The organism is Streptomyces sp. PKA51 (assembly GCF_057552455.1).
Window position 1 is genome coordinate 186,929 of sequence record NZ_BAAJPZ010000009.1, and the last position, 23,637, is coordinate 210,565.

The following is a 23,637-nucleotide window of genomic DNA, read 5'->3' on the forward strand; positions in this document are numbered from 1 at the left end:
TCAGCGTCCCTTCGAGTATTCATCGATCTTGGACTTGACCGACTCGAGCGACGACTTCACCGCTGCTTCGTTCTCCCCGTAACCGACACCTGTCTTCCTCAGGGCACCACCGAGGTACTTGCACTCGGCCCGTACGGCACTCAGCCGTGTCTCCCAGGTGGCCAGGATGGTGGCGAGGGCTGCTGCACTCGCGAAGCCGGCAGTGCCGGACTTGATTCCGTCGTGGGCGTGGCCCAGGTCCCTGATGGCGGCGTCCATACCCTCGTGCAGCTCGTCGGCGACGCCGCCCGCGGTTGTCCAGGGATGAACACTGGCCTTGTGGGTACCGCTGCCTCCACCGGCAGGGCCGGCGGAGGCCAGGGTTATTCGCGACTCCATGGGCGATTCCTCGATGGGGGCGTGCGTCATCAATGCCTCTGAGTGAGGGACAAAGGGGAAGGTTGGTCAGGAAAGCGCTCGACGCCGTCGGACCATCAGCACGGTCGTCGCGGCAACTGCCGCGACAACGATGCAGACGCCCGCAGCGATGACGTTGCGCTCGGACAGCAGGCCGTCGCCGTCATGCGTGCTGACCGGACTGGCGCCGGACGCCGAGGATTTGGCGGCTGCGAGCTCCGGAAGAGGGCTCACGTCCGGGGGGCCCGGGTCGCCGGGGTTCTGCAGGGCGACGCGAGGGCGGACCACGCCGTAGCCGATGCTGTCACTGCGCTTCTCGCCGCTCTTGGGGCCGCCGGCGGTGTTGATGAGGACGCGCAGGACTTGGTTGGCGGTCCAGTCGGGGTGGGCGGACCAGACGAGGGCGGCGGAGGCGGAAGCGAGGGCGGTGGCGTCGCTCGTGCCGTGGGAGCGGCATACGCCGGTGCCGCCGAGGCATGCAGCCACCATGTTCTCGCCCGGGGCCGCAAGGTCTACCTGCGGCCCGTGTTCTGATTCTGTCGTTGCTTTGATGCTCTGGTCCACGGCGGCCACGCCTACCACGCCTGGATAGGCTGCCGGGTATTCCACCTCATTGCCCTTAGCCCCGTTGTTGCCGGCCGAAGCAAAGATCAGCTTCCCTTTGGCGATAGCGTATTCGACGGCCTTGGCCTGCTCCGGATCTTCGGCCGGGGCGCCCATGGAAATGTTGATGACCTTTGCATCGGACTCGGCTGCATACCGGATGGCGCGAGCTATGGTCGCTCCAGGGAGCAGCTTGGTACGAGGCGCGTGATCACCGGCAACCCTCAGGGGCAGGATTTTGGCACCGGGGGCAAGGCCGAAACTTCCTTGCCCACCCTCACTCCTGCCGGTCCCGGCAATGAGAACTGCCATGCCCGTGCCGTGACCGTAGTAGTCCGGGGGCATCGCCTCGTCAATTCCGGAGAAGTCCTTACCTGCAAGAACCTGCCCCTGCAAGTCAGGAAGGGTCGGGTCGACACCGCTGTCAATGACTGCGACCGTGACTCCGGTGCCGGTCGATACCTTCCACATCTCCTCTGCCTGCATTGCATCCAAGTGCCACTGCTGCGAGCGAATCGGGTCAGCATGCGCTGGTGCCGCGGTCACAGCGAGGGAGAGGAACGCAGCGACAGTGCATGCTCCGCTTTTCCATCGAACTGCTGTGATCTTCGAATTCATACCTTTTGGTCCTGCCTCGAGATCAGCCGATGACCGGCGGGACCACTCGACGATTGCCCAGTGCCCAGGTGTCTTCATCCTCAACCAGGTAGTCGGGACGTTGCCCCCTCTGTCCGGAACGGGATGGAGACGAACTACGCTCGCCCGCACTGCGCACCAACCCTGTGCCACCTGCGGTGAACGGACCCTCACCGTTGACTCCGGCACGCCGTCGGGGTTGGCCACCGACGACTCCTCCCGGTTCGCTTGCCAGTCGTCGTCCGGTAGTTGTGCCGGCTCCAGCTCGACCGGCAGGCCCCCCGGACGCCACGCCAGGAACGACTCCCTGCCCTGCGGGCATCTGTCCCGCTTGGGCAGCTGACGGGATTCGGCCCGAACCCGCCTCGCCCCCCACAGTCGCGCCTCCCATGGGCGGCAGCTGCGACTGGCCCGGCAGCCGAGGCACCTGTCGTCCGCCGAGGACTCCGTCGCGCGGCACCGCCAGGCCAGGAGGGCGAACAAGACCACTGCCGCCACCGCGCTCCGGCAAGGCAACCGTTCGTGCATCAGGTACCCGAGAGCCCAGTACGGGCTTGGCAATGGCCGTCCCATCACGGCCAGTCGGCGGCATCGCTGGAACACGTGACGGCGCTGGCGTCGGGATCTGGCTGGGCACACTGATCGAGTCGGAGCGGCTCGGAGCCTCTACGGCTGGCAAAACTGAGGGTGTCTGCGGCACTGCCAGAACCCCGTCAACCCTGACATGGGACGACGGCATGCTCGACTCGTGAGATGACCTGGCGGTTGTGTAACTACCACCCGGATGCCCGGTGGATGCAACGCCAGGTGCAGCTGCCACATGGGACACTCCTTCGCCGGATGGATTCGACAGGCTAGCGCTGCTGCTGCCACCGACAGAGCGCTTTGCATTTTCAGGTGCGGGAATGTACTCGAAGTCTCGGCGGTAACTCGGTGGCATGACGCGGGGGTCGATCGGCTTGAGCCTGGGCAGCGGAGCCTCCTGCATGTTGTGCGTCGACCATGCGTACGACTCGGCCAGCTGACGCATCAGGCGGGCTGCCTCGAGGCGGTCCTTCTCCATGCGCTGTTGAGCGGCGTACGCCTGCTGCTGCGTCGGTCCCTGTTGCTGTTGCAGGCCGGCATTCTGGTCGGAGAGCAGAGGCTGTGGGACGGAGCCGACCTGGCCCGGGTGATTCTGCTGGTAGGAAGCGAGCATGGTCTTGTCGGTAGCCGAAACCTGAGGCATCGCCGACTGCACGTGACTCAAGGTCTCAGCCGCGTGGCCGAGCCATGTACTGGCCGTCTTGGCATATGCGCCAAGGTGCAACGTGAAATTTGCCGTATCGGACACACAGAGGCGAAAGGCATCGCCGCCTGCGCCCTCCCAGCTGACGTGCTGTGCACGTTGCTTGAGCGCATCGCCCATCTTGCCAAGTGCATCCGCCACAGTGGCGAGCTTGGCACTGAGATGACTGGCCTTCCCAGGTTGCGCGTTCGCCACCATCGCGCGCAGTTCCTCGTGCGTCTTGGACTCGAAGTCCGACGTCGTGAACAGGCCGCTCACCGGCTGGTTGATCACCGGGCCGATCGGAGTCGTCATCAGATGGCTCCTTCGTCGCTGCCGCTCTTGGCGGGGGCTGCCGGGGTGGCGTTCGGGTCCAGGGGGCGGTTGTAGAGCTGTTCGGTGCGGCGCTGGATGGCCCACATGCGGTCGCGGAGGTCGGCGTCGACGTTTTCGTAGCCGATGCGGGCACCCTGGACCGCCGTGCTCAGGGCTTCGATCTGGTCGGACAGGAGGTGGGACAGCGTCTCCAGCTGGGTGTGGACCTGGTTGTAGGCCTGGTGGAGTGTGGTGACCTCCGTGAAGTTCACGCCCAGGTGGCCGGCGCCCAGGCGGGCGTCGGTGATGCGGGCGGGGGCGGCGTCGCCTTCGTGGAGGGTGGTGAGGAGGTCGTCCACCTGTCCCTTGAAGGTTTTGAGGGAATCCAGTTCCGCCTGCAGTCGTGCTGCCGACCCCGCGCCCACGCCTGTTCCCCGTCCCCTTGTGTCCGTGACTCCTACGGCCCGGACAGGTTACTAAGGGGCACCGACACCGTTCCTGAGTACGCGTACTCAGTTCACCGTCGCCGTTTGGGGGCGGATCGGCAGGCGGTTGATCGGGCGGCCGGTGGCGGCGCGGACTGCCGAGGCGATGGCCGCCGGGGAGGTGACGACCGGGACCGCGCTGATGGCCTTGGCGCCGAAGGGGGCGACCACGTCGCGTTCCTCGACGAGCTTCACCACGTGGATGTCGGGGGTGTCCAGTGACGTCGGCAGGGCGTACGAGGTGAGGTCGGGGCGGCGGACGTGGCCGGCGGTGGTGCGGAGGTTCTCGGTGAGGGCGGCGCCGATGCCCTGGGTCACGCCGGCTTCGATGCGGGCCCGGGCCTGGGCGGGGTTGAGGATGCGGCCGACGTCCTGGGCGACGGCCATCTCCACCACGCGTACGGTGCCGAGTTCGACGTCGACGTCGACGACGGCGCGTACCGCGCAGAAGGCCATGCCCACGAAGGCGTCGCCCTGGCCGGTGGCGTCGAGCGGTTCGGTGGGGTGGGGGCGGCACTGGGCGGTGGCCCAGAGTTCCTTGCCGGCGAGGGCCTCGTCGACGCTGGTGCTGAGCACGCCGTCGTACGAGGTGATCTTGCCGTCGGCGATGGTGAGCAGCTCGGTCGACATGCCGAACTGGTGGGCCAGCGGCTGCAGGAGCTGGGTGCGCACCATGCGGGCGGCGCGTTCGACGGCGCCGCCGGAGACCCAGGTGTGGCGGCCGTGGCCGGCGGGGCCGGAGGGGGGCTGGTCGGTGTCGACGGGGGCGACGTGGACCTCGTCGATGCCGAGGACGTCCTGCACGATCTGCCGGGCGAGGGTGGTGAAGCCCTGCCCGGTCTCGACGGCGGCGCAGATGACCGTGGCCACCGAGCCGGTGACCTTGACGGTGGCGGTGGAGACCTCGTCGGCGCCCTCGGCGCCGAGCATGTGGACCATGCCCACGCCGTAACCGACGCCACGCCGTACCGCGCCCGGTTCGCCGGCGCCGTCGGGGCCGCCGGGCAGCAGCCAGTGGTCCTCGGTGCCGGAGGGGTCGTCGACGGGGAGCGGCGGGAGGGGGTAGTCGCGGACGGCGCGCAGGAGTTCGGCGACGGGGGCCGGGCAGGTGACGGTCTGGCCGGTGGGCAGCAGGTCGCCGGTGGCCAGGACGTTGCGCATGCGCACCTCGGCGGGGTCGAGGCCGAGCTGGGCGGCGAGCTTGTCCATCTGGCCCTCGTAGGCGGCGCACACCTGCAGGGCGCCCTCGCCGCGCACGTGGCCGGAGGGCGGGTTGTTGGTGCGCACGGCCCAGCCCTCGACGAAGGCGTTGGGGACGACGTAGGGGCCGCAGGCGAAGGCGACGGCGGCGGCGAGCGCCTCGGAGGAGGAGTCGGCGTAGGCGCCGGCGTCCATGAGGATCTGCGCCTCGACCTTCAGCAGCCGGCCCTCGGCGTCGGCGTGGTGGCGGTAGCGCAGCAGGGTGGGGTGCCGGTGGGGGTGGCTGAGGAAGGACTCCTCGCGGGTGGCGACGAGCTTGACCGGGTGGCCGGTGCGCAGGGCGAGCAGGCCGAGGGCGAGCTGGGTGCCGGGGTCCTCGCGGTCGCCCATGGCGCCGGGGACGCCGGTGACGACGACCTTGACGCGCTCGGGTTCCAGGCCGAGGCGGGCGGCGACGAGGTCGCGGTCGGCGTGCGGGTCGGTGGAGGCGGTGTAGATCTCGACGCCGCCGTCGGGGCGGGGGACGGCGAGGGCGGCCTCGGCGCCGATGGGCGCGGGGTCCTGGCGCCCGATGCGGTACAGCCCCTCGACGATCACCTCGCCGACGACCTCGGGGTCGCCGAAGCTCAGCGGGATGTGGCGCACGAGGTTGCCGTCGGGGTGCAGGGGTTCGGCGGCGAAGGCCTGCTCGGGGTCGGTGACCGGTTCCAGCAGCTCGTACTCGACGGCGATGGCGGCCGCGGCGAGGCGCGCGGTGTCGGGGTGGTCGGCGGCCACGGCGGCGAGGGGCTCGCCGTGGTGGCGCACCACGTCGGAGGCGAAGACGGGCCGGTCGGCGGTGCGGTGGCCGTGCGGGCCCCGGCCGGGCACGTCGGCGTGGGTGACCACGGCGCGTACGCCCGGCATCGCGGCGGCGGCGGTGGTGTCGATCGAGACGATGCGGGCGTGGGGGTGCGGGGAGCGCAGGACGGCGGCCCACAGCAGGCCCTCGGCCCACAGGTCGGCGGCGTAGGGGAAGGTGCCCTGCGTCTTGGCGGGGGCGTCGGTCGCCGGCAGGGAGACGCCGATGCCGCGCAGCCGGGGTGGCGGGGTCGTGACGGGCAGGGCGAAGGCCGTGGCGACGGACCCGGGGTCGTCCAGGCCCGGCGTGCCCGCAGCTCCACCCGCCCCGCCCCTGCCGGACGTGCCGCCCATTGCCGTCATGCCGTCGCCTTTCCGAAGCCGCTGCCGGTGCCGTCGTCGCCGTACGGGGCCGCCTGGTGCGGGATGCGGGCCGTGCCGTCGCCCTGGCCGCCCTCCTGCTGTTCCTGGGCCTCGGCCAGGGCCGCGGCCGCTTCGGCGCGCTCCTCGGCGACCTGGCGGACGGCGGCGAGGACGCCCTGGTAGCCGGAGCAGCGGCACAGGTTGCCGCACAGGGCCTGGCGGGTCTCCAGGTCGCTGGGGGCGTGGTTGCCCTCCAGCAGGTCGTGCACGGTCATGGCCATGCCCGGTACGCAGAAGCCGCACTGGACGGCGCCGCAGTCGACGAGGGCGCGCTGCACGTCGGAGGGCCGGCCGTGCTCGGCCAGGCCCTCGACGGTGCGGATCTCGGAGCCGGCGGTGGTCGCGGCGGGCACGAGGCAGGAGGCCACGAGGCGGCCGTCGACCTGGACGGAGCAGGCCCCGCACTCGCCCTGCGAGCAGCCGTCCTTGGCGCCGGCGAGGCCGAGGCGCTCGCGCAGCACGTACAGCAGCGACTCGCCGATCCAGGCGCCGGTCACGGGCCGGTCGGTGCCGTTGACGCGCAGGACGTAGGAGGCGCAGGGGTGTTCGTTGTGGGGGTGCGCCTCGGCGGCCGGTCCGGGCTCGGCGTAGGCGGTGTCGTAGTCGCCGGTGTAGTCGCTGGTGTAGTCCGCGGCGGCGTAGTCGGCGGCTGCATAGTCGGCGGCGTCGGCGGGCTCGACCGGGCGGTCGGGGGTGTCCGCGTGGTCGGCTGCGGCCGCCTCCTCTTCCGCGGCTGCCGCGGGAGCAACCGGCTCCTCCGCCGGCTCCTCCACCGGTTCCGTCACGTCGACGGCCGCGTTCTCGGCAGGAGTAGGCGTCCACTCCTGCAGGCCGTGATCGCCCGCATCGGTGACGGTGCCGGCGTCGTACGCCGGCGGGCGGGGGCCTGCCGCGTCGCGCAGCGCGTACTCGCCGGACTCCTCCACGGAGTCGTCCCCGGCGGCCGGAACCGTCCACTCCCCCGTGGCGTGCGCGTCATGGGCGTGCGCGGGCTCGTGCGCGGGCTCGTCGCCGGTGGCGAAGGGCATGGCCCACTGCTGCGTGTCGTCGAGCCCCTCCCCGGCGGGAGCGGCGGGAGCAGCAGGAGCGGCAGGAGCAGCCGGCGCCGGGGCGACGGCCGGCTCGTACGCCGTCTGCCAGTGACCGGTGTCGGCCGGCGGCGGGGTGTAGCCCGTGCCGGGCGCGGTGAGCGGGTCCCAGGAGTCGGTGGCGCCCGGGCCCGGGTGGGCGAGCAGCTCGGGCGGGAGCTGTACGAAGGTGGTGCCCTCGGCGTCGAGGCCGGCGCCCTGCGGGATGGGCTGCCAGGTGCCCGCGCCGGGCGCGGCGGTGTGGTGCTGCTGTTCGTCACTCACGCGAGTGCCCTCCCCAGTGCTCGGCGGGCCAGGGTCGCCACCGTACGACGCAGGTGCAGCACGGCCGGCGGCAGGGTACCGGGCGCGGCCGCCCCGTGGTCGGTCAGGGCGTCCGGCGCGGGTGTCGGATCGGGGATGCAGGCGGCGGCGACGTACTCGCCGAAGGCGGCCAGCACGTCGGGGGCGAGGGCGCGTTCGCCGTCCCAGTCGACGATCGAGGACACCCAGCGCTCGGCGTCGAACGGGCGCAGCGGCATGGGCGCCACGGCGCCGACCGCGCAGCGCACGCTGCGCCGCGCCGGGTCGAGGACGACGGCCACGGAGGCCGTGGCGCGGCCGGGGCCGGTGCGGCCGGTGGCCTTGAGGAAGGTCTGCGGGGCGTGCAGCAGGGGCACGCGGACGTACCCGATCAGCTCGCCGGGGCGGAGCATGTCGAGGCCGGCCAGGAGGCGGCCGACGGGGACCTCCCGGCGCGCGCCGCCGGGGCCGGCGATGACGAGGGATGCCTCCAGGGCGGCGAGGACGGGCAGGCAGTCGCCGGTCGGGGCGGCGGAGGCGATGTTGCCGCCGAGGGTGCCGGCGTTGCGGATCTGGGGCGGTCCGGCGGTGCGGGCGGCGGCGGCGAGGGCGGGCATGAGGGCGGCGAAGTCGGGCCGTCCCATGCGGGCGTGGGTGAGTCCGGCACCGAGCAGGGCGGCGCCGTCCTGGTACTGCCAGCCGCGGATCTCGTTGATACGGCCGAGGCCGACGAGGCCGGCGGGGCGCAGCAGGCCGGCGTTGACGGCGGCCATCAGGTCGGTGCCCCCGGCGACGGGCACGGCTGTGGGCATGGCGGCCAGCGCTGCCACGGCTTCGTCGAGCGAGGCCGGCAACGTCACGGTGTGCGCCGCCTGTGGTGCGTGCGTGGTCAACCCAGCTGCCCCTTCCCCGGTGGTCCCGGTGGTTCCGACTGTTCCGCCAGGTCTCGCCGTACGGTACGTGCTGTCGGCCCGGACGTGGAAACTGTGGCACATCTTCCGGGTCCGTCGTCGTGAGGGTCCGCGAACCACCGGAACACACCCACTTACGCAAAAGGTCCGTATGCGGCGACCGGCTCCACCCCGGGCCGGATGGCCGATTTGGTCATGGTGGGCCCGATTGCCCGCTTAATGCCATGCTTCGGAACCCTTGTGCGACTTACGGTGGTGTGCGAAGGACCACCGTGCCAGGAGCCACCGTACGGTTCGTCAGCTTCCCGCCGGGCTCACACGATCGGGGGCGCACCCTCGATCGGGCGTCCGAGCACGCCGGGCCGGCGCTGCCAGGGGCGGGGGCCGGCGGGCGGCCGGTACTCGACGCCGAGGGCGTCCAGCCGGGGATAGTGGGCGGCCATGCGGCGTTCGAACCCGGCGAAGTCGCGCTCCGCGGGCGCGGGCAGCACGGACCAGACGGTCTCGGCGAAGGCGGCCAGGCGCGGGAACGCCTGGTAGTCGACGCGCTGCTGGTTCTCCATCACCTCGGTCCACAGGTTGGCCTGCGCCCCCAGCACCCGGCGCGCCTCCTCGCCGGTCAGCGCGGGCGGTACGGGCTCGAACCGGTGGACGTCCTCCAGGGTGCGCACGTAGCCGATGGGCACCGGCTCCTCGGGGCCGGGAGCCTGCCGGTGGTCGAGGTAGACGTGCTGCTCGGGGCACATGACGACGTCGTGCCCGGCCCGGGCGGCGGCGACCCCGCCGGCGTACCCGCGCCAGGAGGAGACGACGGCGCCGTCGGCCAGGCCGGTTTTCGTCGCCTCGCCTTCGAGGATCTCGTCCCAGCCGACGAGGCGGCGGCCGCGCCGGGCGAGCCAGCGGTCGAAGTGGCGGATGAACCAGCTCTGCAGCTCCGCCTCGTCCGCCAGCCCCTCCGCCGCCATCCGCGCCTGCGCGGCCGGCGAGGCGCGCCACTGGTCCTTGGGGCACTCGTCGCCGCCGATGTGCACGAACGGCGACGGGAACAGGTCGAGCACCTCCGTCAGGACGTCCTCGTAGAAGGCGAGGACGCGGTCGGTGGGCGCGAGCACGTTGGGGTTGACGCCCCAGGTGTCCCAGACCCCGAGGGCGGCGGTGTCGACGACGTCGGTGTTGCCCAGCTCGGGGTAGGCGGCGATCGCGGCCTGCGAGTGACCGGGCAGGTCGATCTCGGGAACGACCGTGACGTGCCGCTCGGCGGCGTAGGCGACGATCTCGCGCACGTCGTCCTTGGTGTAGTGACCGCCGTGCGGCCGCTCGTCCCACAGCGGTGAGGCGCGGTGCCCGAGCTTGGTCCGCGCGCGCCAGGCGCCGACCTCGGTCAGCCGGGGGTGGGCGTCGATCTGCAGGCGCCAGCCCTGGTCGTCCGTCAGGTGCAGGTGCAGGACGTTGAGCTTGTGGGCGGCCAGCAGGTCGACATAGCGCAGCACGCCGTCCTTGGGCATGAAGTGCCGCGCGACGTCGAGCAGGACGCCGCGCCAGGCGAAGCGGGGTGCGTCCTCGACGACGACGCAGGGCACGTGCCACTCCCGCCTGCCCGTCACCGGCGCACGCCGGAACGCCTCCGGTCCGAGCAACTGGCGCAGGGTCTGGGCCGCCCAGAAGACGCCGGCCGGGCTGCCGCCGTCGAGGCGCACGGCGTAGCCGTCGACGACGATCCGGTAGCCCTCCGGGCCGAGCTCGCGCTCCACGGCGGGGTCGACGGCGAGGACGATGCGGTTGTCGTCGTCGTCGCCCGGGGCGAGGGGCAGGCCGGTGGCGGCCCCGACCGTCGCGCGCAGCCAGCGGGCGGTGCCCTCGGTGCCGGGCCGCGCTTCGAGGAGGGTGTCCTCGTCGAGCACGTACAGGCCCGCGGGCGGCACCTCCCGGACGGACCGCGGCGCGGGAATCAACGAGTGGGCGGCGTCGAGATCGGTCATGCCCCGATCATCGACAGCCCGAGGCCGTCGTATGCACGCCCCGTGGTGCACGCACGGCTCCCGGGACGCACCTGCCGGTGCGTCCCGGGAGCCGTGGCAGAGCCGAGGCGGGCCGGGAGGGGACTACTTGTCGCCCTTGCCGCCCTTGCCACCCTTGTCGTCGCCGCCGGCGCCCATGCCGTCGAAGATCTCCTTGCACATCGGGCACACCGGGTACTTCTTGGGGTCGCGCCCGGGCACCCAGACCTTGCCGCACAGGGCGACGACCGGGGAGCCGGAGAGCGCGCTCTCCATGATCTTGTCCTTCTGGACGTAGTGGGCGAAGCGCTCGTGGTCGCCGTCGCCGTGCGACACCTGCGGTGTCGGCTCTACGAGGGTGCCGGTACCTGCTCCGCGCTCGGGCTCGAGAGTGCTCATGGTCTCCAAGGGTACTGGGGCGGAGCCGGGTCAGTTGAGGCTCGGGTCGTCCGGATAGGTGGCGACCATCGCCAGTTCGTTGCGCTGGCGGCGCAGGACGGCCCGCCACAGCCGCTGCGGGTCGGGCGAGGAGACGTCGCCGGGCTCGGACTCCACCACGTACCAGGCGCCCTCGACCAGCTCCTCCTCCAGCTGGCCCGGGCCCCAGCCCGAGTAGCCCGCGAAGATCCGCAGCGAGCCCACCTCCCTGGCCAGCAGCTCCGGCGGGGCCTCCAGGTCGACCAGGCCGATCGCCCCGTGCACCCGGCGCCAGCCCAGCGGTCCGGGCGCGGCGCCGGCCCCGGCGCCCTCCCCGTGGGCCTCGCCCGGCACCACGGCCACGCCGAGGGCCGAGTCCAGCGAGACCGGCCCGCCCTGGAAGACGACGCCCGGCTCCCCGGCGAGCGCCGCCCAGGACTGGAGGATGTCGCCGACGCCGATGGGGGTCGGCCGGTTGAGGATCACGCCCAGGGAGCCCTCCGCGTCGTGGTCGAGCAGCAGGACCACGGCCCGGTCGAAGTTCGGGTCGGCCAGGGCCGGCGTCGCCACGAGCAGTCGCCCTGTGAGCGAGGACACCTCGGTCATGGCGACATGATCCCGCATTTCGGGCCGGTGTGGGGAGTGCGGTGGCCCGCCCGGCAGGGGCGGGCGGGGGCGTACGAGAGCAGCCCTGCGGCGCTCCGGGGCACCGCGGCGGGCCGCGGAGGCCGGAATGCCGGTGCCGCAGCCGGGGAACCCGGAAGGGCCAGGGAGCGTCTTGCGAGTGCGCGCAGCGCCCGTAAGGGGTCATACCGCCCGTAGCGGCGCGGCCGCGACGGCGGCGTGATAACCGGTAGCGACCGTTCCATTAACGGAGCGTGTTGTGACAAACCCATGACGTTCCCGCACCCCCTGCGGGGCGGCAGAAGGGCCCCGCGGTCGCATTACCCTTTCTTCTTGCCCCTTGCCCAACTCCAGGAACGCGAGATCCATGACCGGCCCTGACGATGTCCTGCTTGTCCACGGCGGTACCCCGCTCGAGGGAGAGATCCGCGTCCGCGGCGCCAAGAACCTCGTGCCCAAGGCCATGGTCGCCGCCCTGCTCGGCACCGGGCCGTCCCGGCTGCGCAACGTCCCCGACATCCGCGACGTGCGCGTGGTGCGCGGCCTGCTGCAGCTGCACGGCGTGACCGTCCGCCCGGGCGACGAGCCCGGCGAGCTGGTCATGGACCCGACCTACGTGGAGAGCGCCAACGTCGCGGACATCGACGCGCACGCCGGCTCCTCGCGCATCCCGATCCTCTTCTGCGGCCCGCTGCTGCACCGCCTCGGCCACGCCTTCATCCCCGGCCTGGGCGGCTGCGACATCGGCGGCCGGCCGATCGACTTCCACTTCGAGGTGCTGCGCCAGTTCGGCGCGACCATCGAGAAGCGCGAGGGCGGCCAGTACCTGGAGGCCCCGCAGCGACTGCGCGGCTGCAAGATCCGCCTGCCGTACCCCTCGGTCGGCGCGACCGAGCAGGTGCTGCTGACGGCCGTGCTCGCCGAGGGCGTCACCGAGCTGTCCAACGCGGCGGTCGAACCGGAGATCGAGGACCTCATCTGCGTGCTGCAGAAGATGGGCGCGATCATCGCCATGGACACCGACCGCACCATCCGCATCACCGGTGTCGACACGCTCGGCGGCTACAACCACCGCGCCCTGCCCGACCGCCTGGAGTCCGCCTCCTGGGCCTCGGCCGCCCTGGCCACCGAGGGCAACATCTACGTCCGCGGCGCCAGCCAGCGCGAGATGATGACCTTCCTCAACACCTACCGCAAGGTCGGCGGCGCCTTCGAGATCGACGACGACGGCATCCGCTTCTGGCACCCGGGCGGCTCGCTCAAGGCCATAGCGCTGGAGACGGACGTCCACCCCGGCTTCCAGACCGACTGGCAGCAGCCGCTGGTCGTCGCCCTGACGCAGGCCAGCGGCCTGTCGATCGTCCACGAGACGGTCTACGAGTCCCGCCTGGGCTTCACGTCGGCGCTGAACCAGATGGGCGCGCACATCCAGCTGTACCGCGAGTGCCTGGGCGGCTCGGCCTGCCGCTTCGGCCAGCGCAACTTCCTGCACTCGGCGGTCGTCTCCGGCCCGACGAAGCTGCAGGGCGCCGACCTGGTCATCCCCGACCTGCGCGGCGGCTTCTCGTACCTCATCGCTGCGCTGGCGGCGCAGGGGACGTCGCGGGTGCACGGCATCGACCTGATCAACCGCGGCTACGAGAACTTCATGCAGAAGCTGCGCGATCTGGGCGCCAACGTGGAACTGCCGGGCGCGGCGGAGCCTGCTGCGCAGGGCTGAGCCCCAGCCCCGCCCCTTCACCGCTTCCGAGCGGGGCTCCGCCCCCTCGCACCCCCGGACCGCGCTGACGCGCGGTGTCCTCAAACGCCGGACGGGCTGCAACAGCAGCCCGTCCGTCTGTTTGTGGCCGAGCTGTTTGCGGTCGGGCGCTCTGACGGGGCGCCACGGCGTCGGGGCGGGGGCCGTTGGGCCCGGGGCACCCTGACGGCGCGTTAGGGGGTTCACGGGCCGTTCACGGGCCGTTTACGCCGAAAGGGCGGCCACCCCGGTGGGGTGGCCGCCCTTCCTGCTGAAGGTTTACTTGCCCTTCGCGGCTTCCTTGAGCTTGGAGCCCGCGGAGACCTTCACGCTGTAACCGGCAGCGATCTGGATCGGCTCGCCCGTCTGCGGGTTGCGCGCGGTCCGAGCGGCACGGTGCGTGCGCTCGAAGGTCAGGAAGCCGGGGATGGTGACCTTCTCGTCGCCCTTCGCGACGATCTCGCCGACGGTCTCGGCGAAAGCAGCCAGAACGGCGTCGGCGTCCTTGCGGGTCACCTCGGCGCGGTCGGCCACTGCGGCCACCAGCTCACTGCGGTTCATGTTGTACTCCCGTGTTCTTCTTGCCAATGAGGCGTGAGATCGAAGCCGATGCTGCCAGGGCCCTCGGACAGTCCCCGGACCCGGGTCCGTTTGCCAGACCCTCGCGCCCGGTTACGCATCCTGCCCCCACCAGTGGCGGGAAAGCCAATCCGGCACCCTGGAGAGTCACACGGAAAGCGCCACGGCCAGCGCCACAGCCTCGGATGCAGCCGCATTTCTGCAGCCGGATGTCTGCCCGACACCTTATGGGGGGCCAAGTGGCGTCGCGCCACTCGACGCGCCGTGCTCAGATCGTCGTGGTGGCCGTCACAGCCGCCCCGGCCGCCTTGGCGGCCTCCCGGACCGCGCCCGCGACCGCCCCGGCGACCTTGTCGTTGAAGACGCTGGGGATGATGTAGTTGGCGTTGAGTTCTTCGCCGGCGACGACGTCGGCGAGGGCGCGGGCGGCGGCGAGCATCATGTCGGTGTTCACGGTGCGGGACTGGGCGTCGAGCAGGCCGCGGAAGACGCCGGGGAAGACCAGGACGTTGTTGATCTGGTTGGGGAAGTCGGAGCGGCCGGTGGCGACGACGGCGGCGGTGCGGCGGGCGATGGCGGGGTCGACCTCGGGGTCGGGGTTGGCCAGTGCGAAGACGATGGCGCCGTCGGCCATGGCGGCGACGTCGTCGCCGTCGAGGACGTTGGGGGCGGAGACGCCGATGAAGACGTCGGCGCCCTGGACGGCCTGCTTGAGGGTGCCGGTGATGCCTTCGGGGTTGGTGTTGTCCGCGATCCAGCGCAGGGCCGATTCGGGGCTTGCGTCGACGAGGTCGGGGCGGCCGGTGTGGACGACGCCGTGGATGTCGGCGACCACGGCGTGACGCACGCCGGCGGCGAGCAGGAGCTTCAAAATCGCCGTACCGGCCGCTCCGGCACCGGACATGACGACGCGTACGTCCTCGATGTTCTTGCCGACGACGCGCAGGGCGTTGGTCAGGGCGGCGAGGACGACGATGGCGGTGCCGTGCTGGTCGTCGTGGAAGACGGGGATGTCGAGGGCTTCGCGCAGGCGGGCTTCGATCTCGAAGCAGCGGGGGGCGGAGATGTCCTCGAGGTTGATGCCGGCGAAGCCGGGGGCGATGGCCTTGACGATCTCGACGATGGCGTCGGTGTCCTGGGTGTCGAGGCAGATGGGCCAGGCGTCGATGCCGGCGAAGCGCTTGAAGAGGGCGGCCTTGCCCTCCATGACGGGTAGGGCGGCCTTGGGGCCGATGTTGCCCAGGCCCAGGACGGCGGAGCCGTCGGTGACCACGGCGACGCTGTTGCGTTTGATGGTCAGGCGGCGGGCGTCCTCGGGGTTCTCGGCGATGGCCATGCATACGCGGGCGACGCCGGGGGTGTAGACCATGGAGAGGTCGTCGCGGTTGCGGATGGGGTGCTTGGAGGCCATCTCGATCTTGCCGCCGAGGTGCATCAGGAAGGTGCGGTCGGAGACCTTGCCCAGCACCACGCCCTCGATGCCGCGGAGCTTCTCCACGATTTCGGCGGCGTGTTCGGTGGAGGTGGTGGCCATGGTGACGTCGATGCGGAGCTTCTCGTGGCCGGAGGCGGTCACGTCCAGGCCGGTGACGGACCCGCCCGAGGACTCCACGGCCGTGGTCAGCTCGCTGACCGCGGTCCCGCTCGCGGGAACCTCCAGCCGGACCGTCATCGAGTACGAGACGCTAGGCGCCGTTGCCATGGCCGCTTTCCTCTGCTTTCGCTTGTTTCGCTGGTGCGTGCGTCACGAGGACGCGACATCCCCGCACCGGGGTGCGAGACGTCCGATCGTCCCACCTACCGGCCGGTAGGGGGAAACCAGCCTCGTTTTTTGGAAGAAACCTTCCGGAATCAGGGAGGAAAAAATGCCGACGGGCGTTCTTTCCCCGGGGAGAAACCCGGGGAAAGAACGCCCGTCGTGCCACGTGTGACGACACCGACCCGCCATGCTCGCCTCGCGGCAAGTGGTCGCTCGTAGCGACTAAGGTTGGGCCCGGGGGCTTGGATCGAGCCGGTGCCGCATCCAGGCTAACAAACCCGCCCGCGAAGTCATTCCGTCGGGCGGCCTTCCACCCGCAGAACGTCAGATCGGGTGCCGCGAGCGGGCCGGATGGCGCAGGCGCGCACCCGGCCCCCGGCCCCGCCCCCGTCAGTCCCGCAGCAGGTCGGGCACCCCGTGCTCGTCCGGTTCGTCCCGCTCCCCCGACAGCACCGTCAGGCGCTGCGTGGCACGGGTCAGGGCCACGTAGAGCACCCGCAGGCCGGCCGGGGACTCGTCGGCGATCTCGGCGGGCGAGACCACGACCGTCGCGTCGTACTCCAGGCCCTTGGCCTCCAGGCTGCCGAGCACCACGACCCGCTCGCCCAGGCCCGCCAGCCAGGTGCGGGCCTGCTCGCGCCGGCCCATGGGGACGACCACGCCGACCGTGCCCTCGACGTCGGCCAGCAGGCGCACCACCTCGTCGCGGGTGCAGCCGGCGAGGTCGTCGCCGGCCACGGTGAAGCGGGGCTCGCTGCCGGTGGAGCGCACGGCGCGGGGCGCGCGCATGCCGGGCATGGCCAGGGCCAGCACCTTGGCGGCCAGCTCGGCGATCTCGGCGGGGTTGCGGTAGTTGACGGTGAGCTCGAAGCGGCGTCGGGGGCGGGTGCCCAGCGCCTCGTCGCGGGCGGCGGCCGCCTCATCGGGGTCGGACCAGGAGGACTGGGCCGCGTCGCCGACGATCGTCCAGGTGGCGTGCCGGCCGCGGCGGCCGACCATGCGCCACTGCATGGGCGTGAGGTCCTGGGCCTCGTCGACGATGACGTGGGCGTAGTCGCGGCGCTCCTGGGCCAGCCGCTCGGCGCGCTCGCGGCGGGTCTCGGAGCGCTGCGGCATCAGCTCCTCCAGGCCGGTCAGCGCGTCCAGCGGGTCCGCCTCGCGGGGCTGGCGGGGCCGCGGCGGCACGCCGAGCAGGGTCTCCAGCTCGTCGAGGAGGGCCACGTCGTGCACGGAGAGCGGGCCGGTGCCGGCGGCGTCCAGGCGGCGCAGCGAGCGGGCCACGAGGCGCACTTCGCGCGGGCTCAGCACCCGGCGGGAGAAGCGGCCCAGCCGCTTGTCGTCGGCGAGGCAGGCCAGCACGCGGCGGGGGGTGAGCTCGGGCCACCAGGCGTCGAGGAAGGCGGTGAAGGAGTCCTCGGTGGTGATGTCCTCGTCGAACGCCGAGCGGGCCTCGGCGGCGAGCTCGGGGTCGGTGTAGCGCTTGGGGCCGCCGGCGCGGGACCACAGCGCGTCGAGGATCAGCCGGCGGGCGCGCGGGCGCAGCAGGTTGACGGGGGCGGTGCCGCCGAGGGCGCTCTGGCGGATGCGCCCGAGGTCCTCGGCGTCGAGCTCGATGCGGGCGCCGAAGGCGACGACGCGCAGCCGCTCGGGCACCTCGGTGCCGGCGGGCGGGATCTCCAGGGCGCCGCGGACGGCCTTGCGCAGCACCTTGACCATGCGGGAGGAGCCCTTGACGCGGGCGACGGCCGGCTCGTCGTACACCTCGGCCTCGGCGCCGTCGACGAGGGAGCCGACGGCGCGGATGGCGACCTGGCCCTCCTCGCCGAGGGAGGGCAGGACGCCCTCGGTGTAGGCGACGAGCAGCGGGGTCGGGGAGACGACGAGGATGCCGCCGGCGTAGCGGCGGCGGTCCTGGTAGAGCAGGTACGCGGCGCGGTGCAGGGCGACGGCGGTCTTGCCGGTGCCGGGGCCGCCCTCGACCTCGGTGACCGAGGCGGCGGGGGCGCGGATGACGAGGTCCTGCTCGGCCTGGATGGAGGAGACGATGTCGCGCATCGTGTGGCTGCGGGCCTGGCCGAGGGCGGCCATGAGGGCGCCGTCGCCGACGACGGGCAGCTCGGCGCCGTCGAGGGTGGTGGTGAGCTCGGGGCGCAGCAGGTCGTCCTCGACGCCGAGGACGCGCCGGCCCTTGGAGCGGATGACGCGGCGGCGCACGACGCGGCCGGGGGCGACGGGGGTGGCGCGGTAGAAGGGCGCCGCGGCCGGGGCCCGCCAGTCGATGACGAGCGGGGAGTAGTCGGCGTCGAGGACGCCGATGCGGCCGATGTGCAGGGTTTCGGCGATCTCGGCGCGGTCGCCGCGCACGGCGTCGTCGGCGGGTTCGACGGAGGTGTAGGCGCCGTCGGGGCCCTTCTTGCCGTCCTTGCCGCGCAGCAGGTCGATGCGGCCGAAGAGGAAGTCCTCGAACTCGCTGTTCAGCCGGTTGAGGTGGACGCCGGCGCGGAACACCTGGGCGTCCCGTTCGGCGAGCGCGCCCGGCGTGCCGACCTGGCCGCGCTTGGCGGCGTCGTCCATGAGGAACTCCGCCTCGTGGATCTTCTCCTCGAGACGCCGGTACACCCGGTCCAGATGGTGCTGTTCGGCACCGATCTCACGGTCGCGGACCCCGTCGGGTTCCATCGCCGGTCCTGTCGCCACTCGCGCGTCCGTGGCGTTCTGCGCGGCCACCCAGGCCCCCTTCTGCTGTGCGTAGGGCAGCCGTCAACCGTACGCGAACAGGGGTGCCGACGCACCTGTCAGGACATGAGGGGTTTGCCACGAGTGTCACCCGTTGACGGAACGCGCTCGATCACTCCAGCGGGACGGTCGCCAGGCGGTGGCCGTCGAGCGTACGGACCTCGAAGCGGGCGATGTCGGCGCGGCTGAAGGCGGCGCCGCCGTGGGTGTAGAGGGGCTCCCGGTCCGCCTTGTCGCCCTTGTCCAGGCCGTAGCCGGACGCGGGGACGGCCCAGGTGGTCACCGTCTGCTCCTGCCCGTCGCGGCCGACGGCGACGAGGTCGCAGGTCAGCGGGCCCCTGACGTTGCCCAGCCGGAGGGCGACGTGGGTGCCCCAGGGCTTGTCCTGCAGGGAGACGGTGGCGTCGACCTTGGTCGCCGGGTCGACGGCGCCCTTCTTGTCCCCCTCCTCGTACATCTGCTTCGCGGCGCTGATCCCGCTGTGGCCGGGCGTGTCGTGGCCGGTCAGGGCGGCTCCGGCCAGCGGGCCGGCGACGATGAGCGCGGCGGCCGCGGCGACGAGCCACAGCCGGCGGGTCCGGCGGGCGCGGCGTGTGGCACCCACCTCGTCGAGCAGCGCGTCCAGCATCCGCGGGGGCGGCTGCGGGGGCGCGGCGGCCGGGTCGGGGCCGGCTTCCTTGAGGTCGGCGAGCAGGGGGGCGAGGCCCATGAGGCCGTCGAGCTCGGCGCCGCAGCGCTCGCAGCCGGCGAGGTGCTCCTCGAAGCGGGCGGCCTCGGCCTCGTCCAGGGTGCCGAGGGCGTAGGCACCGACCGCGGTGTGCCCGGGGTCCGGTGCTGCCGGGCGGTTCATGCCGTCACTCCTCGTTCCTCGAGCGAGAGCCGCAGCGAGCGCAGGGCGTAGAAGACCCTGGACCTGACGGTGCCGGCGGGGATGCCGAGGGCTTCGGCGGCTTCGCTCACGGTGCGTCCTTTGAAGTAGGTCTCGACGAGGGCCTCTCGGTGGGCGGCGGTCAGGTCCCCCAGGGCCTCGGAGAGGGTCATCAGGCGCAGGGCCCGGTCGATCTCGTCGGCGGCGGGCAGCAGTTCGAGGGGGGCGGCGTCGGCCTCGGGCGGCCGGGCCTGCCGGCTGCGGTGGTGGTCGATGACGATGCGCCGCGCGACGGTGACGAGCCACGGCCGTACGGAGCCGGTGGCGCCGCGCAGCCGGTCGGCGTTGCGCCAGGCGCGCAGCAGGGTCTCCTGGACGACGTCCTCGGCCCGCTGCCGGTCGCCCGCCACGAGCCGGAGCACGAAGCCCAGGAGCGGGCCGGCGTGCTCGGCGTAGAGGGACCGCATGAGGTCCTCGTCGGGACTGGTCCTGTCGGCCACGGCGGCATCCTTGCGCACGTCTTCCCCCTGGGTCGATAGCGCGTCGGGAGGGAGTACGGGCGACGGCCGGCGGCCGTTCAGCGGCGGGCGGTCGAACGGGCGCGGCGCGTGGCCGTCGCCGGACGGGGAATCTTCGTGGTGCGGCGCCACGATGCCCCGAAGGGGCGCGGGGAACTGCGCGACAAGCCACGACGCACCCGCGGACGAAGTGCCGTTGCTCCGCGCCGGGGTGGTGGCCGGTCGCGCCCACGCGGCGCAGCCGCAGATCGACACTGCCCCGCGCCCCTTCGGGGGCGCTCCCCTCGGCGGCTCCACCGGCGCCGTGCCGTGCGCGGCGGTCTACCTGTTCGTCTCCTGGGTGGTGCCGGCCCGGCGCCGGTGGCGGGCCACCCGCTCACGGTTGCCGCACACCTCGCTGGAGCACCAGCGCCTGCGGTGGCCGCGGGAGGTGTCGAGGTAGACCAGGGAGCAGCTGCGGCCCGCGCAGCGGCGCAGCCGCCCGCGGGCGGCGGGGTCGGTGAGCAGTTCGACGGCGTCCCGGGCGATCTGCCCGAGGAGGGCGTCGCAGTCCACCGCCCCCGCGAGGCTGCGCACGAGCAGGCCGCCCGCGTCGCGGCCGGCCTGCGGCGCGGGCGGGGCCGCGGCGGCGAGCGCGTTGACCGTCTGCAGGTCGGGGTCGGTGGCGCGGCCGTCGACCTCGTCCTGCACGACGCGCAGCAGCACCGCGCGGGCGGCCCGGAAACGGGCGAGCCAGACGGCGTCCACCGCCTCCAGCGGGGTGCCGTGCGGGACGATGCCGGCGCCGAGCAGCCAGGCGCGCAACCGGCGGGGGCTGTCGAGCCGTTCCTCGGGCTGTGCCGTGGCCAGCAGGTCGAGGCAGAGTCTGCCGCAGTCGAACCGCAGGCCGTACGGGCCGCCGGGGGCCGCTGCCGGTGCCATGGGTGTCACCCTTTCCCCTCACGGATCCTGCCCCGCGCCTCCAGGGTGCCCCCGTGGCCCGGCCCACGGGAAGAACGGCCCGTGCGGGAAAGGCCCTAGGAGAAGAAGGACTTGGCCGCCAGGAGGGCGTCGTCGTCCGCCTCGACGTCGCCCGGTGCGTTGCCCTGGCCGAGGAGGAGGCCGCCCCACCGCATGCCCATGTACGCGGCGGAGGCGCTCAGCATGCCGGTGAGGGGGCCGGTGATGCCGGGCTTGGCGGCGCCGTTGGCGGCGGTGACGCCCCACAGGGTGCGGCCCTCCATCCGCTGCTTGAAGTCCGCGCCGGGCAGCACGAGCCAGTTCACCCAGTGGTCGAAGTAGAGCTTGGTGGAGGCGGAGACGCCGTACCAGTACAGCGGGGAGGCGATGACGAGGTCGGTGGCGTCGAGGGTGGCGTCCAGCAGCAGGCGCTCGGGGGCGGACAGCTCGGCGGGGACGCCGGCCTCGGTGTGGCGCGGGTCGTCGAACGGGGGCAGGGGGTGCTCGCTCAGGCGCAGCCAGCGCTGGGGGACGTCCTGCGGCAGCTGGGCGGCGGCGTGGCGGGCGAGCGCCTCGGTGTTGCCGCCTTCGCGGCCGCTGCCCAGGAGGAAGAGAAAACTGCGGCCCTCGAAGCCGGAGCTCCGGTCATTTTCGATCATGCGATGGTCAACACCGCTCAACGCAAGGCGATTCCCGGCCTCATGACGGAGGGTCCGCCGCAGGCCCCGCGGCCCGCTTCGCGGCCTGCGGCCGCCTGCGGCGGCGCAGCACCGGGACAACCGCTCCCGTGACCAGCACGGCGACCCCCGTGCCGGCCGCCACCACGGCCACGACCAGCGTCGTACGGTCCGGGCCGCCGTGCGCGGCCGGCGCCACCGTGGCGGCCGCGGGCGGGGTGACCTGCAGCTGCCCCGTACGCCGGACGCGCCCGTGGTGGCTGACGACCGTCACCGGGTAGCTCCCCGGCGCCAGGGCACGGCGGATGCGGGCCGCGCCGTAGTAGCGGGGGTCGTCGCCGTCGCCGGCCTTGCTGTCGTCCCGCCGCAGGGCGACGGGGCGTTCGAAGGCGGGCGAGGCGGCCGTCAGGCTCTCCTCCTCCCCCGGATCGGGTGAGGCGTCGCGCCACAGGACGTTGACGGTGCCGCCGGCCTCGACCCGCCGGCCGGCGGCGCGGGCGTCCTCCGGGTGGGCGGAGGGACCGAAGAAGGACGGTCCGCGCACCCTGCCGGTCCAGTCGTCGTCGCCCGGCCGGGCCGCGCGCACCACGAGCGGCCGCTCGGCGATCCGGCGGCCTGCGGGGCCGGTCAGCGTCACCTTGTACGTGCCGTCCTTGGCCTCCGGCGCCACGACGGCCGGCGCCGTGAACATCCGCGGGTTGTGCCACTCCACGCCGCGCGCATCGTGCCGCAGGCGCACCGGCGCGCGCAGGACGGGCGAGGTGACGGTGAAGGCGTCGCCCGTCTCGCCGGGGTAGAGGTCGTCGAAGAACAGCCCGAGCCGCTCCCCCGGCCGCGCTTTCCCCCGGGCGGAGACCGAAAAGCTCGGCCGGCGTGCCGCCTCGACGCGCACCCGGTCCTCGGCGACCACCCGCCCGCCGGCGTGCACGCGCAGCGGGTACGTGCCCGGCGCGGCGCGCATCGCCACCGCGGGGCGCGCGTGGAAACCGCGCCCGCCGGCATCGCCGTACGGTGCCAGGCGCACGGGCCGGGCAAAGGCGGGCGAGGTGACGATGACCTGCCCGGCACCGGCCCGCAGACCCCGCACATCGACGTCGATCAGCTCGCCGGGCCGGCTGCCGAAGGCGCCGCCCAGCAGCAGGTGCACCCCGTCCGGGCTCTCGCCGACGGCGACGGCCGGGCCGCCCTGCACGCCCAGCCACAGCACCCCCGCGCCCGCCAGCGCGACGGTCGCTCGCCTCCGCTCCGCCTTCACGGGCACCCCCTGTCGTTCCGCGCCTCAGCTGGTTTCTCCCCGGCCCACCGTCCGTCGAGACCTCCCGGTGAACGCGAAAAAGCCCCCGGCCGTCGGGCCGGGGGCTTTTCCACCATGGGATGAGTGGAGATGGCGGGAATCGAACCCGCGTCCAACGGTGCAGAACCAGGGCTTCTCCGAGCGCAGTCCGCTGCGATTTTCTCGGCCCCGGAGATCACACGGACAAGTCTCCGACGGGCTCAGCCACTGTGTGGTTTCCCACCAGGCCCCGTGGCCGGGCCTAGTGGTTTAGTTCCCTCAATGATGCCAGGATCCGGGTCGGGAACAGTCCCGGGCTGACACTTCGCAGGTCGCTACTTAGGCAGCGAGGGCGAAGGAATCGCGCTTGGTGTTGGCGATTATTGGTTGCGACATATGGTTTACGAGATCATTGCCGCTTCCTCGGCTCGCTTCCCCTGCTTCGACATCCGCTGTCGAAACCGATCATCCCCATGTTGTTTTTTCAAGGTGCGCACCCCGGCTCGGCCGGTGTGCGATGCGCCCATCGTACGTGACCAACGCACGACGGTGCCAGCGTATTCCCCGCGGGGTCACCCCTTGGCGCGCTGACGGCGGCGGGCCGCGGCGATGGCGCGGTCGGCCTCGCGGCGGTCCTGCTTCTCGCGCAGGGTCTGCCGCTTGTCGTACTCCTTCTTGCCCCTGGCCAGGGCGATCTCGACCTTGGCCCGGCCGTCCTTGAAGTACAGCGAGAGCGGCACGATCGTGTGCCCCGTCTCGTCCGCCTTCGAGGCGAGCTTGTCGATCTCCGCGCGGTGCAGCAGCAGCTTGCGCTTGCGCCGCGCGCTGTGGTTCGTCCACGTCCCCTGGCTGTACTCCGGGACGTGCACGTTGTGCAGCCATGCCTCGCCACCGTCGATGTGGACGAAGCCGTCCACCAGCGAGGCCCGGCCCTGGCGCAGCGACTTGACCTCGGTGCCGGTGAGCACCAGGCCGCACTCGTACGTGGTCAGGAGGTGGTAGTCGTGCCGCGCCTTCTTGTTCTGCGCGATCAGCTTGCGACCTGTCTCTTTAGCCATAGCGTCGT

Annotated in this window: 20 protein-coding genes and 1 other RNA gene; 1 reads left to right on the forward strand and 20 read right to left on the reverse strand. The window is 72.6% G+C overall.

What is annotated here, in order from left to right:
* The 10 genes from AC27L3_RS16555 to AC27L3_RS16600 all read right to left on the reverse strand — a co-directional run bounded on the left by AC27L3_RS16555 (position 1) and on the right by AC27L3_RS16600 (position 11,466).
* On the reverse strand, positions 1-378 hold the full coding sequence (locus tag AC27L3_RS16555) for a hypothetical protein (protein ID WP_487234771.1): 378 nt from the start codon (positions 376-378) through the stop codon (positions 1-3).
* Positions 379-444: 66 nt separating this feature from the next.
* Entirely contained in the window at positions 445-1,617 is a 1,173-nt protein-coding gene (gene mycP, locus AC27L3_RS16560) for a type VII secretion-associated serine protease mycosin (RefSeq protein WP_487234772.1), read from the reverse strand.
* Between the two features lie 22 nt (positions 1,618-1,639).
* Complete coding sequence (locus tag AC27L3_RS16565) at positions 1,640-3,217, reverse strand: hypothetical protein (RefSeq protein ID WP_487234773.1); 1,578 nt, start codon at positions 3,215-3,217, stop codon at positions 1,640-1,642.
* Entirely contained in the window at positions 3,217-3,642 is a 426-nt protein-coding gene (locus AC27L3_RS16570; protein ID WP_487234774.1) for a hypothetical protein, read from the reverse strand. Before AC27L3_RS16570 ends, AC27L3_RS16565 begins: the two co-directional genes overlap by 1 nt.
* Before the next feature lie 87 nt (positions 3,643-3,729).
* Positions 3,730-6,096 carry a xanthine dehydrogenase family protein molybdopterin-binding subunit gene (locus AC27L3_RS16575; RefSeq protein WP_487234826.1) on the reverse strand — a complete coding sequence of 789 codons (2,367 nt, stop codon included), beginning with the start codon at positions 6,094-6,096 and terminating at the stop codon, positions 3,730-3,732.
* 5 nt (positions 6,097-6,101) lie between these two features.
* Complete coding sequence (locus AC27L3_RS16580) at positions 6,102-7,517, reverse strand: (2Fe-2S)-binding protein (protein WP_487234775.1); 1,416 nt, start codon at positions 7,515-7,517, stop codon at positions 6,102-6,104.
* Positions 7,514-8,428, reverse strand: coding sequence for an FAD binding domain-containing protein (locus tag AC27L3_RS16585; protein WP_487234776.1), 915 nt, complete (start codon positions 8,426-8,428; stop codon positions 7,514-7,516). Before AC27L3_RS16585 ends, AC27L3_RS16580 begins: the two co-directional genes overlap by 4 nt.
* A gap of 332 nt (positions 8,429-8,760) precedes the next feature.
* Entirely contained in the window at positions 8,761-10,425 is a 1,665-nt protein-coding gene (locus AC27L3_RS16590; RefSeq protein WP_487234777.1) for a beta-N-acetylhexosaminidase, read from the reverse strand.
* Between the two features lie 123 nt (positions 10,426-10,548).
* Positions 10,549-10,842: a DUF3039 domain-containing protein gene (locus AC27L3_RS16595; RefSeq protein WP_344434586.1), complete on the reverse strand. Its 294-nt coding sequence runs from the start codon at positions 10,840-10,842 to the stop codon at positions 10,549-10,551.
* A gap of 30 nt (positions 10,843-10,872) precedes the next feature.
* Positions 10,873-11,466: a YqgE/AlgH family protein gene (locus AC27L3_RS16600; RefSeq protein ID WP_487234778.1), complete on the reverse strand. Its 594-nt coding sequence runs from the start codon at positions 11,464-11,466 to the stop codon at positions 10,873-10,875.
* A 385-nt stretch (positions 11,467-11,851) separates the two neighbouring features.
* Between AC27L3_RS16600 and murA the strand changes: the two genes are divergently transcribed.
* A complete protein-coding gene (gene murA, locus AC27L3_RS16605; RefSeq protein WP_487234779.1) occupies positions 11,852-13,204 on the forward strand; it encodes a UDP-N-acetylglucosamine 1-carboxyvinyltransferase in 1,353 nt (450 codons plus the stop codon).
* Between the two features lie 297 nt (positions 13,205-13,501).
* Here murA and AC27L3_RS16610 read toward each other — a convergent pair whose 3' ends face one another.
* From AC27L3_RS16610 to smpB, 10 genes are all read right to left on the reverse strand, one after another.
* Positions 13,502-13,783: an HU family DNA-binding protein gene (locus tag AC27L3_RS16610; protein WP_190128934.1), complete on the reverse strand. Its 282-nt coding sequence runs from the start codon at positions 13,781-13,783 to the stop codon at positions 13,502-13,504.
* Between the two features lie 286 nt (positions 13,784-14,069).
* Positions 14,070-15,503 carry an NAD-dependent malic enzyme gene (locus AC27L3_RS16615; protein ID WP_487234780.1) on the reverse strand — a complete coding sequence of 478 codons (1,434 nt, stop codon included), beginning with the start codon at positions 15,501-15,503 and terminating at the stop codon, positions 14,070-14,072.
* A gap of 447 nt (positions 15,504-15,950) precedes the next feature.
* Positions 15,951-18,239: a HelD family protein gene (locus tag AC27L3_RS16620; protein WP_487234827.1), complete on the reverse strand. Its 2,289-nt coding sequence runs from the start codon at positions 18,237-18,239 to the stop codon at positions 15,951-15,953.
* Between the two features lie 169 nt (positions 18,240-18,408).
* Positions 18,409-19,146, reverse strand: coding sequence for a zf-HC2 domain-containing protein (locus AC27L3_RS16625; protein ID WP_487234781.1), 738 nt, complete (start codon positions 19,144-19,146; stop codon positions 18,409-18,411).
* A complete protein-coding gene (locus AC27L3_RS16630; protein WP_487234782.1) occupies positions 19,143-19,682 on the reverse strand; it encodes a sigma-70 family RNA polymerase sigma factor in 540 nt (179 codons plus the stop codon). Before AC27L3_RS16630 ends, AC27L3_RS16625 begins: the two co-directional genes overlap by 4 nt.
* A 321-nt stretch (positions 19,683-20,003) precedes the next feature.
* Entirely contained in the window at positions 20,004-20,603 is a 600-nt protein-coding gene (locus AC27L3_RS16635) for a CGNR zinc finger domain-containing protein (protein ID WP_487234783.1), read from the reverse strand.
* Positions 20,604-20,698: 95 nt separating this feature from the next.
* Positions 20,699-21,280 (reverse strand): flavodoxin family protein, encoded by a 582-nt coding sequence (locus AC27L3_RS16640; RefSeq protein ID WP_487234784.1) that lies wholly within the window; start codon positions 21,278-21,280, stop codon positions 20,699-20,701.
* 40 nt (positions 21,281-21,320) lie between these two features.
* A complete protein-coding gene (locus tag AC27L3_RS16645) occupies positions 21,321-22,553 on the reverse strand; it encodes a hypothetical protein (protein ID WP_487234785.1) in 1,233 nt (410 codons plus the stop codon).
* Positions 22,554-22,674: 121 nt separating this feature from the next.
* Positions 22,675-23,044: a transfer-messenger RNA gene (ssrA, locus tag AC27L3_RS16650) on the reverse strand.
* 99 nt (positions 23,045-23,143) lie between these two features.
* Positions 23,144-23,629 (reverse strand): SsrA-binding protein SmpB, encoded by a 486-nt coding sequence (gene smpB / locus AC27L3_RS16655; protein WP_487234786.1) that lies wholly within the window; start codon positions 23,627-23,629, stop codon positions 23,144-23,146.
* Between the last annotated feature and the right edge of the window lie 8 nt (positions 23,630-23,637).

What these genes read in the sequence shown, in the direction of transcription:
- AC27L3_RS16555 (WP_487234771.1), bottom strand. Translation starts at nt 378, where the DNA reads ATGGAGTCGCGAATAACCCTGGCCTCCGCCGGCCCTGCCGGTGGAGGC.
- mycP (WP_487234772.1), bottom strand. Translation starts at nt 1,617, where the DNA reads ATGAATTCGAAGATCACAGCAGTTCGATGGAAAAGCGGAGCATGCACT.
- AC27L3_RS16565 (WP_487234773.1), bottom strand. Translation starts at nt 3,217, where the DNA reads ATGACGACTCCGATCGGCCCGGTGATCAACCAGCCGGTGAGCGGCCTG.
- AC27L3_RS16575 (WP_487234826.1), bottom strand. Translation starts at nt 6,096, where the DNA reads ATGGGCGGCACGTCCGGCAGGGGCGGGGCGGGTGGAGCTGCGGGCACG.
- AC27L3_RS16590 (WP_487234777.1), bottom strand. Translation starts at nt 10,425, where the DNA reads ATGACCGATCTCGACGCCGCCCACTCGTTGATTCCCGCGCCGCGGTCC.
- AC27L3_RS16595 (WP_344434586.1), bottom strand. Translation starts at nt 10,842, where the DNA reads ATGAGCACTCTCGAGCCCGAGCGCGGAGCAGGTACCGGCACCCTCGTA.
- AC27L3_RS16600 (WP_487234778.1), bottom strand. Translation starts at nt 11,466, where the DNA reads ATGACCGAGGTGTCCTCGCTCACAGGGCGACTGCTCGTGGCGACGCCG.
- murA (WP_487234779.1), top strand. Translation starts at nt 11,852, where the DNA reads ATGACCGGCCCTGACGATGTCCTGCTTGTCCACGGCGGTACCCCGCTC.
- AC27L3_RS16610 (WP_190128934.1), bottom strand. Translation starts at nt 13,783, where the DNA reads ATGAACCGCAGTGAGCTGGTGGCCGCAGTGGCCGACCGCGCCGAGGTG.
- AC27L3_RS16615 (WP_487234780.1), bottom strand. Translation starts at nt 15,503, where the DNA reads ATGGCAACGGCGCCTAGCGTCTCGTACTCGATGACGGTCCGGCTGGAG.
- AC27L3_RS16620 (WP_487234827.1), bottom strand. Translation starts at nt 18,239, where the DNA reads ATGGAACCCGACGGGGTCCGCGACCGTGAGATCGGTGCCGAACAGCAC.
- AC27L3_RS16625 (WP_487234781.1), bottom strand. Translation starts at nt 19,146, where the DNA reads ATGAACCGCCCGGCAGCACCGGACCCCGGGCACACCGCGGTCGGTGCC.
- AC27L3_RS16635 (WP_487234783.1), bottom strand. Translation starts at nt 20,603, where the DNA reads ATGGCACCGGCAGCGGCCCCCGGCGGCCCGTACGGCCTGCGGTTCGAC.
- AC27L3_RS16640 (WP_487234784.1), bottom strand. Translation starts at nt 21,280, where the DNA reads ATGATCGAAAATGACCGGAGCTCCGGCTTCGAGGGCCGCAGTTTTCTC.
- smpB (WP_487234786.1), bottom strand. Translation starts at nt 23,629, where the DNA reads ATGGCTAAAGAGACAGGTCGCAAGCTGATCGCGCAGAACAAGAAGGCG.